The organism is Gracilibacillus salinarum (assembly GCF_022919575.1).
In the GTDB taxonomy this organism is placed as follows: domain Bacteria; phylum Bacillota; class Bacilli; order Bacillales; family Amphibacillaceae; genus Gracilibacillus; species Gracilibacillus salinarum.
In genome coordinates this window covers 78,513-94,341 of sequence record NZ_CP095071.1, presented here as the reverse complement: position 1 = coordinate 94,341, position 15,829 = coordinate 78,513, and the positions used below count along the sequence as shown (strand labels likewise).

Genomic DNA, 15,829 nt, shown 5'->3' with positions numbered 1-15,829 from the left:
AAACTTGTGAAGAAGTAGTATTTTTTATACTTCTTCCCTCTTTTAGCACCACATTATGCATGTAAGGAGTGAAAAAAGATGAGAAAGCCAAAAACAATTATCGAAAAGATTTGGGAAAAACACATCGTTCATCATGAAGCAGGTAAACCGGATCTTTTATATATTGACTTACATTTGGTTCATGAGGTTACCTCTCCTCAAGCTTTTGAAGGATTAAGAATGAACAACCGAAAAGTACGCCGACCTGATCGTACATTTGCCACTATGGATCACAACGTACCTACTATTCATCGTAATGTCATCAAGGATGAAGTTTCCAAAACACAAATGGAAACATTAAAAGCCAACTGTGATGAGTTCGGTGTACCTTTAGCAGATATCCATCATCCGGATCAAGGTATCGTACACGTTATCGGTCCGGAGTTAGGATTAACACAACCTGGAAAAACGATTGTTTGTGGTGACAGTCACACATCTACACACGGAGCTTTCGGAGCTCTTGCCTTTGGTATCGGTACTAGTGAAGTGGAACATGTGCTAGCTACTCAATCCATTTGGCAGCAAAAGCCAAAAACGTTGAATGTGAAAGTTAACGGCAAGTTGGGTACAGGTGTTACTGCAAAGGATTTAATTCTGGCAATCATCGGCAAGTTTGGTGTAAAGTTTGGTACTGGATATGTACTGGAATATACTGGGGAAGCAATCCGTGACCTTTCCATGGAAGGCCGTATGACCATTTGTAATATGTCGATTGAAGCTGGCGCTCGTGCCGGATTAATTAGTCCGGATGATACAACTGTTGAATTTCTTCGCGGCAAACGTCATGTACCGCAAGGAGAAGCCTTTGATCAGCTTGCAGAAGAGTGGAAAGCATTAGCTAGTGATGATGGTGCTGTTTACGATGAACAAGTAGAGATCGATGCAAATGAAATCGAGCCTCAAGTAACTTGGGGTACGAATCCTGGTATGTGTATCCCTGTCAGCGCCAACGTACCAACCGTTGATGAAGGAAAAAATGCCAATGACAAAGAAGAAATCAAACGTGCTCTAGAATATATGGGATTAACTGGTGGAGAGCCCATTTCATCTGTACCTGTTGAACATGTTTTCATCGGTTCTTGTACTAACTCCCGCCTTGCAGACTTAAAAAAAGCGTCTGAAATTGTGAAAGGTCAACAAGTAAATCCTAACGTACGTGCTATTGTTGTACCAGGTTCTCACAGCGTCAAAGCCCAAGCAGAAAAAGAAGGCATTGACATCATTTTCAAAGAAGCAGGATTTGAATGGCGTGATGCCGGTTGCAGCATGTGCCTGGCAATGAATGATGACGTCGTACCTGAAGGTGAGCGTTGTGCATCTACGTCCAACCGTAACTTTGAAGGCCGTCAAGGTACAGGTGCTCGTACTCACCTTGTTAGTCCTGAAATGGCTGCTGCCGCGGCAATCAAAGGGCATTTTGTTGACGTTCGTCATTTAGAAGTTCCAACACCAAGCTAACAAATAAAAAAGGGGGTAACAATTGATGGAACCAATTCGTAAACATGAAGGACTTGTCTTTCCTCTAAACAGAGCAAATGTGGATACAGATCAAATTATTCCGAAACAATTTTTGAAGCGTATTTCTCGTCAAGGGTTTGGCCAGTTCGTTTTCTATAATTGGCGATTTGATTCAAAAGGTGATTTACGCGACGACTTCTCTTTAAACCAGTCAAAATATGAAGGAACGTCTATTTTAGTCGCTGGTGAGAATTTCGGCTGCGGCTCCTCCCGTGAGCATGCACCTTGGGCTTTGCAGGATTATGGATTTAGAGTAATTATTGCACCAAGTTATGCTGATATTTTTTATAACAATTGTACTAAAAACGGTATTCTTCCGGTCAAATTAACGGAAGATGAAGTGCACACACTTATCAATAATGCTGAAGCAGCACAATATCATCTTACAGTGGATCTTGAATCCAAAAAAGTATATGATAATCAAGGCTTTGAAGCATCGTTCGATCTAGATGATTACAAACGCGAAATGCTGCTTAATGGCTGGGACGAAATTGCCGTCACCCTAACCCACGCAGATAAAATCGATCAATTTGAAACAGCAAGAGACTAATCGAAAAGCTGACTTTCTAATAAGGAAGTTAGCTTTTTTTATCAGTCAAAAAAGCATATAAGTGCAGTTACAGCAGTAATCATATTCAACATGAAGATGAGTTCCTATAATATGGATTATGTAAACTAGCAGCTTAGTGGTCATTTTGAAAAAATATGTGTGGTATGATACCGCTCCGTCCAACCACTCGCGTCCTGCGGGGCACGGCTGGAGCTAACTTTGTGAAGAAGAACGCTTCACAAAGTGGATCTCCAGCACCTGCACAATCCCGCGGGAGTCTCCGTGGTTGGCCTCCGCTGATGTATAGCTCCACAATTTATTCGACAGCTAGGATATGAAGCACTATCTGCAAGATTCACACCATAATTGATGAGATACATTCCTAGCACGACTGCTTTTTGCTGTTACATAATTTGTAGCACTTCCTTCAAGCGTAGGAAATAGGCGGAGACTCCCGTGGAATCAGCGCGAGCTGTAGATCCAGTTCATTTGTGCCTGTGTCTGCATGCATTGCTTCGAAGTAAGCTTCCTCGCCACAAGGCAGCAAAGAAGCATTTTCAAGTAGTAGCCTAGCTGAAGCTGTGCTCACAGGACGCGGAGCCTATTTCCGGAGCTTTGCTATGCACATAATAACTATCAAAATAGCCACAAAGTGAAACAGCTCCAGTTAATATAATTCATATTATAGGTAGTTGGATATAATTTAATCAATTAGGACCGGGCGGGTTATGCACGGTTTTTTCTTATTAGCATGGGCTCTTATAATAGAGATTACGTCATGTAGCACCACCTTTGTGATGTCAATATAAGTTGTTTGGCTTTAAATATTTTATCTTAATTGTAGTTTCTCTCCTCTCTTTCACATTATTCACTTCCGTTACCAGAATCCTCATCTGTGGATCAGGCGAGTTATGGACATACTAAGCTCGTAAGGAGGTGCTTGAAGTGATGAATCATGAACTACTTCAGCTGTGCCAGGAAGAATTATTCCAGAGGAAACAATCTTTGCAGCAACACATTTCCGATCATTTTAACCTGGAACAGTCTCAACGTGAATCAACGTCTGAGCTGTCAAATTATGATAACCATCCAGCCGATTCAGGCTCTGAATTATATGAGCGAGAAAAAGATATAGCACTGAATGAACATGAGAAGCAAGAACTGGAAGATATCGAACGTGCTTTGCAAGCGATCAATAATAAAACGTATGGACAGTGTGAAGTTTGCCACAGAGCAATTGATCAAGAACGCTTAGCAGCAATGCCAACGACTCTACGCTGCAAAACACACGCAGAACAGCATATTGATAATCATCGACCGGTAGAAGAAGATCTGCTCCACTCTCATGTCGATGAACAAGAGTTGGAAAACAATGATTACACCATGTACGATGGCGAAGATGCCTGGCAAGATGTTGAGCAATATGGTTCTTCAGATGGTGTATCTGATTTTTATGATACTGAAAAAGATTACTCGCATATGTATTATCAATCAGAGGAACTGGTTGGCAGTGTTGAAGAACTTGAAGGCTTTCTCTTAGCTGGTCTAGATGGAAAATATATTGGCGTCAATGAGGCACATGAAAAATATGAAGACTATTTAGATGAAAATAACGTCAATTCCATTATGTATGATTAACCAAGGAAGTAGGACCTGCCATTCGGCATGGTCCTACTTTGTATTTACTGCAGTTTTTTCGGAATTGCAGTCTGATGTTTCTTATCTGCAACTTCCTTAAAAATATCTTCTTTTTTATTTTGTGGTGGTTGTTGCTTAAAGGATGGATCTAACTTCTGGACTTCTTCTATTAGTAACTTCATATCTGCCTTTGTCACAGGTTGTGCATCCGGTTTTAGGAGGCAGCCTAATTTTCCATTCGGTTCAATAGTTGCCCACTCTACATCGCTTATTTTATTAATATTTTGCTGACGAAGCATCATCTCTAACAAATCCACCGTAAGCCTGTATCGTTTTAAGTTTTTTTCATTTAGTTGCCCATTCTCAATCAATATCGCTGACTTGCCTGTAATAAATGTTTCAAATGCATCTGATTTTAATTGTATAAATTCCATAACAATTAAAGTAAGTATTAAGACAGCACTAACAGCAAATGTAATCCAAATATTTTTTCCGGAGACCGGCTGGATAAGTAAAGAACCAATTGCAATCATTAACACTGTCTGTGTCAGCGTCATTTGAGAGATGGACTTTCTCCCTGCTAGTCGTAAAAGCAGCGAGCCAAGTGCAATTATTAATACTGCCTTCCAAATCCAATCAAATTCCACTTAAAACACCCTTTCTGCAGCTATGCATCTACGTAAAATATTCCAGCTTAGCATTCGGAAAGAATTGTTTCATGTAATCAAAAAGATGTTCCTTGATTTCTTCTTCCTCATCCTTTTGATAAATATATTTCACCATTCCGTATTTTCCCCATTTATTCCTTCTTTTCTCCTCATCCAACTCAAGCTTCGTCATCGGATAATTTTTTTGAATTACTCGTTTCGCAGATTTCGTAAATCGATGCTGAATAAATTCGAAGGTAATATCATTCTTTGCATCTTCAGGTAACTCTTTATCGAGACGTTCAAACATGTGATAATAGCCTTCTTTCCATCCCTCATGTAAATAAATAGGTGCTACAATAAAACCTAATGGATAGCCTGCCCGAGCCACTTTCCCCGCCGCTTCTATTCGCTTAGTCAGCGGAGAAGTGCCTGGTTCAAAGTATTTAATTACATAATCTGCATTAATACTAAAACGAAACCTCGTTTTCCCATTGTGTTCGGCATCTAATAAATGGTCAACATGATGAAATTTGGTGACAAATCGTAGTTTGCCAAGTTCTGATTTTCCAAAAAATTCAATCGTTCGTTTTAAGGAATGGGTTAAATGATCAATGCCTACTACATCAGACGTACACGATGCTTCAAATCTTGTTTCTTCTGGTGCACGTTCTTCCATATATGTTGTAGCAGCTTCTAATATCTCCTCGACATTTACATACGTACGAATATATGGTTTACTTCCCATTGTCGTTTGTAAATAACAATAATGGCAATGTCCCATACAGCCAGTCGCTAAGGGAATAGCGTATTCTGCTGAAGGCTTTGGTGTATCAAATTTTAATGTTTTACGAATTCCCACAACTAAGGTGGATTTTGCAACACGGTATTTTTGAAAATCGTTATCACCCGGCAGATTTCGAACTTGGTTATGTGATGTTGTATACCTAATTTCTACATCTTCTTTCTCGAATTTTTCTTTAAGTTCAGCACCTAAAGGATAGTCCAAAGCTTTCGGTTCAAAGTATACAAGTTGGGGTCGAAAAGGTCTTACCATCAGATTTCGCCTCCAGAAACATCACCAAAATAATACTGATAGGCATTTTCTGCTTCCTCTGCACTCTGAAATACTGCCATTTCATCACTTATAGGATAATACGTTTCGTAAAGAAATACTGCGAGACCACCATTCGGATCTTCTGGATTTTTAACTACAGCCGCTTCTTGTACATTCGCTACATTTTGCGTATGTGGGTTTCGATAAAACACATATACTATGTCGCCTGCTTGATAATGCATACGTCACATCCTTTCTATCTGATAGGATGGAATAGGATGGCTGAAATTATGTATCCGAACCTGTTCCCCACAAGACAAACTAAGAATCAAGCTTCAGCTTGAGTAGAATTGCTTCTTGAGCTTCATTGTTCTTATTTTAGAAAAAACAGGGAATTTTACCTGGTCCTAACTAACAAAATAATATACAACTACTTATAAAATGGATTATGTTAACTGGAGCTGTTTCACTTTGTGGCTATTTTGATAGTTATTATGTGCATAGCAAAGCTCCGGAAATAGGCTCCGCGTCCTGTGGGCACGGATTCAGTTAGGATACTACTTGAACAGCTTCTTTGCTGCCTTGTGCCGAGGAAGCTCACTTCGAAGCGATACTTGCAGACACAGGCACAAATGAAATGGATCTTCAGCTCGCGCTGATTCCACGGGAGTCTCCGCCTATTTCCTATGCTTGAGGGAAGTCCTACAACTTATGTAACAGCAAAAAGCAGTCGTGCTAGGCAATGTATTTCATCAATTAAGGTGTAAATCTTGCAGACAATGCTTCATATCCTAGCTGTCGCATAAATTGTGGAGCTATACATCAGCGGAGGCCAACCACATAGACTCCCGCGGGACAAGCAGGTGCTGGAGATCCACAACGTCTGCACCTGCGTCTACTAGTAAAGCTTCGACGTAGGCTTCCTCGGTGCAAGGCAGCAGAGAAGTATTTCGGGTAGTAGCTTAGTTTCAGCCGGGCCCCGCAAGACGCGGAGTGGTTGGCCGAAGCGGTATCCCAGCACATTAAATATCTCAATATGGATGCTTGGCAGCGATGGCTGACATAATCCATATTATAAGAACTCAACTTCATGTTAAAAATATGATTACTGTTGTGGCTGTACTTTCTTGTCTGAGTACAAAAAGAGGGAGACAGTTGTTTCAAACTGTCTCCCTCAGTGCTTCATTAATAATCACTATCGCTCTCTTCATCATTTACAATCGCTACACTTGCGCTTGCTCCGATTCGGGACGCGCCTGCTGTAACCATTGCTTCGGCGGTTTCGGTGTCACGGATGCCTCCTGATGCTTTGACACCGACGTTAGGACCAACTGTTTTTCTCATTAAAGCAATATCTTCTTTCGTCGCCCCACCTGTGGAGAAACCAGTAGATGTCTTTACATAATCTGCTCCAGCCGTAATTGCTAAACGACATGCTATTTCTTTTTCTTCATCTGTTAACAGACATGTTTCGATAATGACTTTTACTAGTGCTTTTTCACCTGCTGCTTGCACGACGGCTTCGATATCTTGTTTGACAGCATCATGTTGTCCATCTTTTAGAGCACCAATATTGATGACCATATCCACCTCTGTTGCACCTTTTTCTACTGCGTATTTTGCTTCAAAAGCTTTTACAGCTGAGGCTGTTGCTCCTAAAGGAAATCCAATTACCGTACATACCTTAACTTCTGAGCCTTTTAATAATTCATTACTGTACGCTACCCATGTAGGATTCACACAGACAGAATAAAAACCATATTCTCTTGCTTCGTTACACAATACTTCTATTTGCTCTCTGGTCGTGTCGGGCTTTAAAGCCGTATGATCGATTTTATTTGCTAATTTCATTTCTCATCCTCCTTATTCTTTAGCACGGGACATATCATTGGCGATAAACGCACCAGGTAATAAGGCGCGAACCGTTGTCTCTTCCGTATTCCCTTGCATATTTGTAAGTATTACTTTCATATCTGGATCACAAAGCTCGGCAAGAACCTGGCGACAAGCGCCACATGGTGAAACTGGACGCTCTGTATCTGCCACAACGGCCATCATCTTAAAGTTTTTGGATCCCGTTGCATAAGCATGGAACAATGCTGTTCTTTCACCACAGTTACACATAGAATAGGCAGCATTTTCGATGTTACACCCGTGAAAAATAGTTCCCTGTTCGTCCAGCAATGCTGCTCCTACTTTAAAGTTAGAATAAGGCACATATGCTTTTTCTCTAGCCTTCTTTGCCTCTTCGATTAATTTCGCTTCCATTCCCGGTTCCTCCTTATATTTTTTAGCCAATATCTTCAATCAGCTGTTTGACAAATTGTAAAAAGGATTCCCGTACTTTCTCAGTTGTTTCTATTACCTCATCATGGGTTAACGGCTGATCCAATATTCCTGCTGCCATATTGGAAATACAGGAGATACCGACACAACGAATACCAGCTTGTCTTGCTACTGTTACCTCTGGAACAGTTGACATCCCAACAGCATCTCCACCTAATATATCAAGCATCTTAATTTCAGCTGGTGTTTCATAACTCGGACCTGTGTTCCAGACATAGACGCCTTCTTTTAGCGGAATGGATAACTGCTGTGCTGCTTTTCTAGCGATTGTTTGTAATTCACGGTCATAAGCAGTCGACATATCAGGAAAACGAACGCCATGTTGTTCGACATTTTCTCCAATCAAAGGGTTCTGCCCAGTATTGTTAATATGATCTGTAATTAACATTAAATCACCAGGTTCCAGGTCTCGATTCACCCCACCTGCCGCATTGGTTACCAACAGTTTTTCAATGCCAAGTTCTTTCATTACACGTACTGGAAATGTCACTGCATCTAGTCCGTAGCCTTCATAATAATGAAAGCGACCTTGCATAGCAATCACATCTACACCTTGCAATTCACCAATTACTAATTGACCGGCATGTCCTTCCACTGTGGAAACAGGGAAGCCTGGAATCTCCTGATATTTTATTTTAATCGGATTTTTGATTTCATCTGCAAGCATGCCCAATCCAGATCCTAGAATTAATCCAACTGTCGGTCGATCTGTGAGTTTATGTTGTAAATATACTGTTGCCTCTTGTAGTTGATTCAATGAATGACCCTCCCTTATTTTATGTCCTTTAGAAAACTTTTCCCGTTTACAGGTAATGTTACACCAAAATTATCTGCAATGGTAGCACCAATGTCTGCAAATGTATCTCTAATCGCTAGCTGTTTTCCTTCTGTTATTTGGTTATGATAGACGAGCAATGGTACGTATTCTCTTGTATGATCTGTACCATGGTGTACCGGATCATTGCCGTGATCTGCTGTAATGATAAACAAATCATCTTCTTGTAATTTGGCCAGCATTTCTGGTAACCGTCGATCGAAAGCTTCTAACGCTTCCCCATAGCCTTGCGGATCACGACGATGACCATACTTTGCATCAAAATCGACTAAATTAAGAAAATTTAGACCATGAAAATCATCGTCCATTGATTGAATGAATTTTTCCATTCCATCGTCATTATCTTTTGTCCTAATGGAAGAGGTAACCCCTTCTCCATCATAAATATCAGAGATCTTACCTAATGCGACAACATCGTAGGATGCATCTGCTAGTTCATTCATAACTGTCCTGCCAAAAGGTTTCAAAGCATAATCATGTCGATTGGAAGTTCGTTCAAAATGACCGACTTCTCCAACAAAAGGTCTAGCGATGACTCTGCCAATCATATACGTTTCATTCATCGTTAAAGCCCGCGCTGTTTCACATATTTCATAAAGCTCTTTCAAAGGAATAACTGCTTCATGCGCACAAATTTGCAAAACGGAATCCGCAGAAGTGTAAACGATAAGATCTCCCGTCTTTACATGATGTTCCCCTAGTTCTTCGATAATTTCTGTCCCAGACGCCGGTTTGTTTCCAATAATTTTTCTACCTGTTTTTGCTTCCAGGGTTTGGATTAAATCATCTGGAAACCCGTCAGGAAAGGTTTGAAACGGTTGTTCAATGTGCAACCCCATCATTTCCCAATGACCTGTCATCGTATCTTTTCCATTAGATGCTTCCTGCATTTTTGTAAAATGGGCCATTGGTTTGGCTGATTGCTCAATTCCTTTGATTTTTCGGATGTTACTCAAACCTAGTTGACCAATATTCGGCATATTCAATCCATTCATGTGGGCTGCAATATGTCCTAACGTATCCGCTCCACTATCATTAAATTGCTCTGCATCAGGTGCTTCGCCAATTCCGACAGAATCTAATACAATTAAAAATACTCGTTTAAAAGGTTTCAAATTTCAATCTCCTCTCACCATAATTAAAGGAAGGATTTTATCCATTCTGCAATTTGCCCTCCGAAATAAATACCAAATATTCCTAACACACCTGTCAGAACAGGCGGTGCAGGTAAAGGTAATTTCAAAAATTTAAATACGATACCGACGATGACACCGGCAAGTAGACTTAACAAAATTGCTTTCATGATGTCCTCCTTATTGTACTGCTTCTAAGGTTGGATGTCCAACCTCTTCTGCATGTCATTAGCCTTTATTTAATTATATCGTATATAAGTGGTGCATTTTTATACGCTTCATTCTTAATCTGATACGCCTGCACAACTTTATCCTTCACCTCATTTATATTCTGGTGATTACTGTGGATCGTTACCAGCGTGTCTCCAACCTTTACTTCATCGCCTAATTTCTTTTGTAATACGACACCTACCGCCAAATCAATTTGAGAATCTTTCGTTAAGCGTCCAGCTCCTAGCATACTTGCAGCTACTCCTATCTCATCAGCTGAAATGTGATGAACAATACCTGCTGCTTGTGCTTTAATTTCTGTTATATAGGCTGCAGTTGGTAATTGGTCTGGATGATCGATAACGGAAGCATCACCGCCTTGGGAGCTGACAAATGTCTTCAATTTCTCCATTGCTTTGCCTGATTGAATGGCATCTGTTAACATCTCTCTCGCTTGCTCAATAGATGTTGCTTTTTTTGCTAAATAGACCATCTGACTGCCCAAAGTAAGGCACAATTCTTCTAAGTCTTTGGGACCTTTACCCTGTAATGTTTCAATAGCTTCTTTCACTTCCAATGCATTGCCTACAGCAAATCCAAGAGGCTGATTCATATCAGAAATAACAGCGATCGTTTCACGCCCTGCTCCATTACCAATGTCAACCATCGCCTTTGCTAATGCTTTAGCATCCTCCAGTTCTGTCATGAAAGCACCTGAACCTGTTTTGACATCTAATACAATTGCATCTGCCCCTGCTGCAATTTTTTTACTCATAATGGAACTCGCGATCAACGGAATTGAATTGACTGTAGCCGTAACATCACGTAATCCATAAAGTTTTTTGTCAGCAGGAGTTAAATTACCGCTTTGTCCAACTACTGCAACATTTTGTTCATTCACTAACTGATTAAATTGATTTCCTGTCAATTCGACTTGAAACCCTTCAATTGATTCTAACTTGTCGATTGTACCACCTGTATGCCCTAGTCCTCTTCCTGACATCTTGGCAACCGGCACGCCAACAGACGCAACTAACGGCGCTAATATTAATGTAGTCGTATCACCAACTCCGCCTGTAGAATGCTTATCCACCTTGATTCCATGAATATCCGATAAATCGATCTGATCTCCGGATTCTACCATAGCCATCGTTAAATGAACTCTTTCTTCCGTTGTCATCCCTTGAAAATACAGTGCCATTGCCATAGCTGACATTTGATAGTCAGGAATTTCCTCTTTCGTATAACCATCTATCATGAAGTTTATTTCTTCTTGTGTTAATTCTTTACCATCACGTTTTTTAGCGATAAGATCTACCATTCTCATTAACTATCTTCCTTTCCAAATGAAAAATTGGCTTTGCACCAATAGTGGTGAAAGCCTTAGATATATAGTGTACAGGCTCTGTCCTATCTTTTAGAAGAACATACCTGCAACAGCTGCACTTAATAGTGAAGCCAACATTCCCGCGACTACCGCCTTTAGTCCAAGTTTTGCAATGTCTTTACGTCTATTCGGTGCTAAACCTCCAAGTCCGCCGAGCAATATCGCCATTGAACTTAAATTAGCAAACCCACACAGTGCGAAGCTTATTACTAAATTCGTTTTGTCAGATAAGTTAGCCATTTCTGGTGCAAATGATGCATAGGCGACAAATTCATTTAATACAAGTTTTTGCCCGATAAAACCACCAGCCGTGATTGCTTCATTCCATGGCACACCAACAGCAAAGGCAACAGGAGCAAATACATAGCCAAGAATTAATTCTAATGTTATATCACCGAATATTCCGAGAATCCCATTGATTAATGCAATTAACGCGATAAAAGCTAATAGCATCGCACCTACATTTAATGCCAGCTTCAGACCATCTGAGGCACCCTTAGCTGCTGCATCGATAACGTTAACTGACTCATTATCTTTTTCCATTTCCAAATTATCTGTCGTCACAGACTCCTCAGTTTCCGGCATCATCATTTTTGCCATTATTAAACCGGCAGGTGCTGCCATAAAACTGGCTGCAAGTAAATACTCCAGAGGCACTCCTAATAATGAATATCCAACTAATACGGATCCTGCAACAGATGCAAGTCCTCCTGTCATGACAGCAAACAATTCCGATTGTGTCATTTTGTTTAAAAACGGTCTTACTACTAATGGTGCTTCGGTCTGACCGACAAAAATATTAGCGGCTGCTGACATCGATTCTGACTTGCTCGTGCCTAGCAATTTCGATAAACCACCACCAAGGATTTTAATAATCCATTGCATAATCCCTAAATAATACAAGACAGAAATAAGGGACGAAAAGAATATAATGATCGGCAAAACATGCAAAGCAAAGATCGATCCAAATTCGTCACTGTTTGCTAATGAACCGAACAGAAAACTGATTCCTTCATTGGCATAATTAATAATATCCTGAACACGTAATGTAAACCACTTTAATGCTGTTTGTCCCGTTTCCCACTTTAATACGACAAATGCAAAGAAAATTTGGATTATTAATCCTCCCAAAATCGTGCGGATATTAATCGCTTTCCTTTTTGATGATAAGAGAAACGCAATCCCCAAGATGACTGCGATACCTGCTATTCCCCACAAAAAATGCATGCGGTGTTCCCCTTCCTATTTTTAATGATTGGACGTCCAACAACTACACGTTAAAATGAAAACCCTTTCCAATCGGGTTCGAAATCATTATAAAGGTTAGACGTCCTACAAGTCAATCACTTTTTGATATCCAATAATTGCATTTGACATAATCCATGTTATGGGAACCGAACCTATCTTCTTGTTCAACATTGATTACTTCAATGACTGTACTTTTCTTACTACCTAAAAAAACCACTCCCCTTTAGGAATGGTTTAAAATAAACGCTTACGAAATACACTAAAACTAACTTGATCAGAGCGAAAGAAGTTAAGTGAATATAAAATCGGATGATCGTTCAAATCATAATGTATTTGTTTCAAAATGAGCAAAGGCTGATTTTTTTCACTCCGAAGAATTTTAGAAATTTCTTCATGGTAACCGATCGTCTTTATTTCTGCTTTCGCATAGCTTATCGTGATATTCTTTTTTTCTTGTAAGGATTGCAACATGGACTGTTCATCCAATTGATAATCTTCACCTACTAATGACAATGGAATTTTATCAATACAATATACCAGTGGCTCATTATCTGCTGTTCTTACCCGTTTAACTAAGTATACTTGATCATCTTCTTCTATCTGCAACTCCCTTTTGTCTTCACTGTGGGCCTCGGTTGCACCATGAAATAACATTTCCGTACCGGGGTCTTTTCCTTCTCTTTTAATAAAATCAGTGATACTGAAAAGCTCCTCAATTCCCCCTGAGAAGGCAGGCTTTTTATTGATGAAAGTGCCGATTCCATGGCGTCGTATAATGATATTTTCTTCTTCTAAAATACGAAGCGCTTCCCTTAATGTATTACGAGAGACGTTTAACTGCTTAGCCAGCTCCATTTCTGATGGTAATCGCTCCCCTGCTTCTAATTCTCCTTCGTTAATTTTTGTTTTTATTTGCTCAATTACATGTATGTAACGTGGCGTCTGATAATCAAATGCCATCCAATCCCCCCTGTTTGTTTATACGAACAACTGATGCCATAATTATATGATAGCATAAATGCAGAAAAATTCTGATACTTTACTTAAAATAAGGGATCAGACAACGGAAGTCAAATTGTGATAAAGCTTGACAGGTCAGTGCTTTTGTGATATTTATAGTGTGTTAGCACTCTTGCATCATGAGTGCTAAATTACATACGTACGATGAATAAAGGGAGGAAACGAAACATGGAGAAAAAACAATTTCAGGCCGAATCCAAACGCTTGCTTGAAATGATGGTACATTCTATCTATTCTCAAAAAGAAATCTTTTTACGCGAGTTAATTTCAAATGCAAGTGATGCGATTGATAAGATCTATTATAAAGCTTTAACTGATGATAGTATTTCATTTAACCAAGATGACTATTACATTCGAGTCGAAGCAAATAAAGATAAGCGCACTCTTACTGTAACAGATACTGGTATCGGGATGACGAAAGAAGAAATTGAAGAGAATCTTGGTACAATTGCTAAGAGCGGTTCTTTAGCATTCAAAAATGAAATCGAAATGAAAGACGGACAGGAAATTATCGGCCAATTTGGTGTCGGGTTTTACTCTTCCTTTATGGTAGCAGACAACGTTACAGTTTATACACGTGCCCTTCACAGTGACGAAGGATACAAATGGGTTTCCGATGGTGTAGATGGTTATACCATTGAACCATTTGACAAAAAAGATGTTGGTACAGAAATTGTCATTGAATTGAAGCAAAACGAGGACGAAGAAAATTATGATGAGTATCTGGAAGAATACAAACTAAAATCAATCATAAAAAAATACTCAGACTTTATCCGCTATCCGATCAAAATGGATGTAACGGAACAAAAACCAAAAGAAGATAATGAAGATGAATTAGTAGAAGTGACGGAAGAACAAACCGTTAACAGCATGATCCCGATTTGGCGTAAAAATAAACAAGAACTTACAGATGAGGATTACGAAAGCTTCTATCAAGAGAAACACTTTGGCTTTGATCAGCCACTCAGCCATCTGCATATTAGTGTAGACGGGATGGTTCGCTTCCAGTCGATCCTTTATATTCCGAAGCAGCCTCCGTTTAACTATTATTCTCAAGACTTTGAAAAAGGCTTAGAACTCTATTCAAACGGTGTGCTGATCATGGACAAGTGTGCTGATTTGTTACCAGATCATTTCAGTTTTGTCCGTGGTATTGTTGACTCTGAAGATTTATCCCTTAATATTTCCAGAGAAATATTACAACAAGATCGTCAGGTAAATCTTATTGCAAAAAATTTAGAGAAAAAAATCAAGAATCATTTACAAAGCATGTTGAAAAATGATCGTGAAAAATATGAAACATTCTTCGATGCTTTCGGACGCCAATTAAAATATGGTGCCTATGCTGATTTCGGTGCCAATAAAGACAAGTTAAAAGACTTACTACTTTTCTATTCTTCTACAGAAGAGAAACTGGTAACATTGAAGGAATACCGCGACCGCATGCCAGAAGATCAGGAACATATTTATTACGCGACAGGAGAATCACACGCGCGTATTGAAAAATTACCGCAAACAGAAATGGTCAAAGATAAAGGCTACGAAATCCTCTATTTCACAGATGAAGTAGACGAATTTGTTATCAAAATGTTAATGAATTACGATGAAAAAGAGTTCAAAAATGTATCCAGTGGTGATTTAGATCTAGAAGATGAAGAAACGAAAAAAGAAGCAGAGAAACAAAAAGAAGAACATAAAGATTTATTATCAGAAATGAAAGAAATCCTTGGCGACAAAGTAAAAGACGTCAAGCTCTCTACCCGATTAAAGTCCCATCCTGTATGTTTATCTGCTGATGGTGATGTATCAATCGAAATGGAAAAAGTGTTAAGTCAGATGCCTGACAACCAAAACATTCAAGCATCAAAAGTATTAGAAATTAATAACAAACACGACATTTTCCAAGCGTTAGTTAATGCACACCAAGCTGATAAAGATAAAGTAAAACTTTATACGAATATTTTATATAACCAGGCATTATTGATTGAAGGGCTGCCAATCGAAGACCCGGTGGCATTGACAAACGATATGTGCAAAGTAATGGTCTAACAGTGAAAACAGGAGGCATACAGTGCCTCCTGTTTTTTTGTCAGTCAGGAGAGTATATAAGTGCAGCCCACAGCAGTGATTATATTGAATATGAAGTGGAGTTCGTATAAACGGCGTCTGACTTGGCGGCTTCTTTTCCAGACCCATATTGT

The 15,829-nt window shown here is 39.5% G+C and carries 15 protein-coding genes; 4 read left to right on the top strand and 11 right to left on the bottom strand.

What is annotated here, in order from left to right:
- Window positions 1-78 precede the first annotated feature (78 nt).
- The 3 genes from leuC (at window position 79) to MUN87_RS00420 (ending at window position 3,745) form a co-directional block, all read left to right on the top strand.
- Window positions 79-1,497 carry a 3-isopropylmalate dehydratase large subunit gene (leuC, locus tag MUN87_RS00430; protein WP_244744418.1) on the top strand — a complete coding sequence of 473 codons (1,419 nt, stop codon included), beginning with the start codon at window positions 79-81 and terminating at the stop codon, window positions 1,495-1,497.
- A gap of 25 nt (window positions 1,498-1,522) precedes the next feature.
- Window positions 1,523-2,107 (top strand): 3-isopropylmalate dehydratase small subunit, encoded by a 585-nt coding sequence (gene leuD, locus MUN87_RS00425; protein ID WP_244744415.1) that lies wholly within the window; start codon window positions 1,523-1,525, stop codon window positions 2,105-2,107.
- 948 nt (window positions 2,108-3,055) lie between these two features.
- A complete protein-coding gene (locus MUN87_RS00420) occupies window positions 3,056-3,745 on the top strand; it encodes a TraR/DksA C4-type zinc finger protein (protein WP_244748059.1) in 690 nt (229 codons plus the stop codon).
- Window positions 3,746-3,789: 44 nt separating this feature from the next.
- Here MUN87_RS00420 and MUN87_RS00415 read toward each other — a convergent pair whose 3' ends face one another.
- The 11 genes from MUN87_RS00415 to MUN87_RS00365 form a co-directional block, all read right to left on the bottom strand.
- Window positions 3,790-4,392, bottom strand: coding sequence for a DUF421 domain-containing protein (locus tag MUN87_RS00415; protein ID WP_244744413.1), 603 nt, complete (start codon window positions 4,390-4,392; stop codon window positions 3,790-3,792).
- 28 nt (window positions 4,393-4,420) lie between these two features.
- Window positions 4,421-5,449: a spore photoproduct lyase gene (gene splB / locus MUN87_RS00410; RefSeq protein ID WP_244744411.1), complete on the bottom strand. Its 1,029-nt coding sequence runs from the start codon at window positions 5,447-5,449 to the stop codon at window positions 4,421-4,423.
- Window positions 5,449-5,691, bottom strand: a complete 243-nt coding sequence (locus MUN87_RS00405; RefSeq protein ID WP_244744394.1) for a transcriptional regulator SplA domain-containing protein — start codon at window positions 5,689-5,691, stop codon at window positions 5,449-5,451. The genes splB and MUN87_RS00405 overlap by 1 nt, the downstream gene beginning before the upstream one ends.
- 943 nt (window positions 5,692-6,634) lie before the next feature.
- Window positions 6,635-7,300: a deoxyribose-phosphate aldolase gene (gene deoC / locus MUN87_RS00400; RefSeq protein WP_244744392.1), complete on the bottom strand. Its 666-nt coding sequence runs from the start codon at window positions 7,298-7,300 to the stop codon at window positions 6,635-6,637.
- 12 nt (window positions 7,301-7,312) lie between these two features.
- A complete protein-coding gene (locus tag MUN87_RS00395) occupies window positions 7,313-7,717 on the bottom strand; it encodes a cytidine deaminase (protein WP_244744389.1) in 405 nt (134 codons plus the stop codon).
- A 22-nt stretch (window positions 7,718-7,739) separates the two neighbouring features.
- Entirely contained in the window at window positions 7,740-8,552 is an 813-nt protein-coding gene (locus tag MUN87_RS00390) for a purine-nucleoside phosphorylase (protein WP_244744387.1), read from the bottom strand.
- A gap of 14 nt (window positions 8,553-8,566) precedes the next feature.
- A complete protein-coding gene (deoB, locus tag MUN87_RS00385) occupies window positions 8,567-9,745 on the bottom strand; it encodes a phosphopentomutase (protein WP_244744385.1) in 1,179 nt (392 codons plus the stop codon).
- Between the two features lie 23 nt (window positions 9,746-9,768).
- On the bottom strand, window positions 9,769-9,933 hold the full coding sequence (locus MUN87_RS00380) for a XapX domain-containing protein (RefSeq protein ID WP_244744383.1): 165 nt from the start codon (window positions 9,931-9,933) through the stop codon (window positions 9,769-9,771).
- Between the two features lie 65 nt (window positions 9,934-9,998).
- Entirely contained in the window at window positions 9,999-11,300 is a 1,302-nt protein-coding gene (locus MUN87_RS00375) for a pyrimidine-nucleoside phosphorylase (RefSeq protein WP_244744380.1), read from the bottom strand.
- Between the two features lie 90 nt (window positions 11,301-11,390).
- Window positions 11,391-12,587, bottom strand: coding sequence for a NupC/NupG family nucleoside CNT transporter (locus tag MUN87_RS00370; protein WP_244744378.1), 1,197 nt, complete (start codon window positions 12,585-12,587; stop codon window positions 11,391-11,393).
- 255 nt (window positions 12,588-12,842) lie between these two features.
- Window positions 12,843-13,568, bottom strand: a complete 726-nt coding sequence (locus MUN87_RS00365; RefSeq protein WP_244744376.1) for a GntR family transcriptional regulator — start codon at window positions 13,566-13,568, stop codon at window positions 12,843-12,845.
- Between the two features lie 228 nt (window positions 13,569-13,796).
- On the opposite strand from MUN87_RS00365, the gene htpG reads away from it, so the two are divergent.
- Complete coding sequence (htpG, locus tag MUN87_RS00360; RefSeq protein ID WP_244744374.1) at window positions 13,797-15,677, top strand: molecular chaperone HtpG; 1,881 nt, start codon at window positions 13,797-13,799, stop codon at window positions 15,675-15,677.
- The last annotated feature ends 152 nt before the right edge of the window (window positions 15,678-15,829 follow it).

What these genes read in the sequence shown, in the direction of transcription:
- leuC (WP_244744418.1), top strand. Translation starts at nt 79, where the DNA reads ATGAGAAAGCCAAAAACAATTATCGAAAAGATTTGGGAAAAACACATC.
- leuD (WP_244744415.1), top strand. Translation starts at nt 1,523, where the DNA reads ATGGAACCAATTCGTAAACATGAAGGACTTGTCTTTCCTCTAAACAGA.
- MUN87_RS00420 (WP_244748059.1), top strand. Translation starts at nt 3,056, where the DNA reads ATGAATCATGAACTACTTCAGCTGTGCCAGGAAGAATTATTCCAGAGG.
- splB (WP_244744411.1), bottom strand. Translation starts at nt 5,449, where the DNA reads ATGGTAAGACCTTTTCGACCCCAACTTGTATACTTTGAACCGAAAGCT.
- MUN87_RS00405 (WP_244744394.1), bottom strand. Translation starts at nt 5,691, where the DNA reads ATGCATTATCAAGCAGGCGACATAGTATATGTGTTTTATCGAAACCCA.
- deoC (WP_244744392.1), bottom strand. Translation starts at nt 7,300, where the DNA reads ATGAAATTAGCAAATAAAATCGATCATACGGCTTTAAAGCCCGACACG.
- MUN87_RS00395 (WP_244744389.1), bottom strand. Translation starts at nt 7,717, where the DNA reads ATGGAAGCGAAATTAATCGAAGAGGCAAAGAAGGCTAGAGAAAAAGCA.
- MUN87_RS00380 (WP_244744383.1), bottom strand. Translation starts at nt 9,933, where the DNA reads ATGAAAGCAATTTTGTTAAGTCTACTTGCCGGTGTCATCGTCGGTATC.
- MUN87_RS00375 (WP_244744380.1), bottom strand. Translation starts at nt 11,300, where the DNA reads ATGAGAATGGTAGATCTTATCGCTAAAAAACGTGATGGTAAAGAATTA.
- MUN87_RS00370 (WP_244744378.1), bottom strand. Translation starts at nt 12,587, where the DNA reads ATGCATTTTTTGTGGGGAATAGCAGGTATCGCAGTCATCTTGGGGATT.
- MUN87_RS00365 (WP_244744376.1), bottom strand. Translation starts at nt 13,568, where the DNA reads ATGGCATTTGATTATCAGACGCCACGTTACATACATGTAATTGAGCAA.
- htpG (WP_244744374.1), top strand. Translation starts at nt 13,797, where the DNA reads ATGGAGAAAAAACAATTTCAGGCCGAATCCAAACGCTTGCTTGAAATG.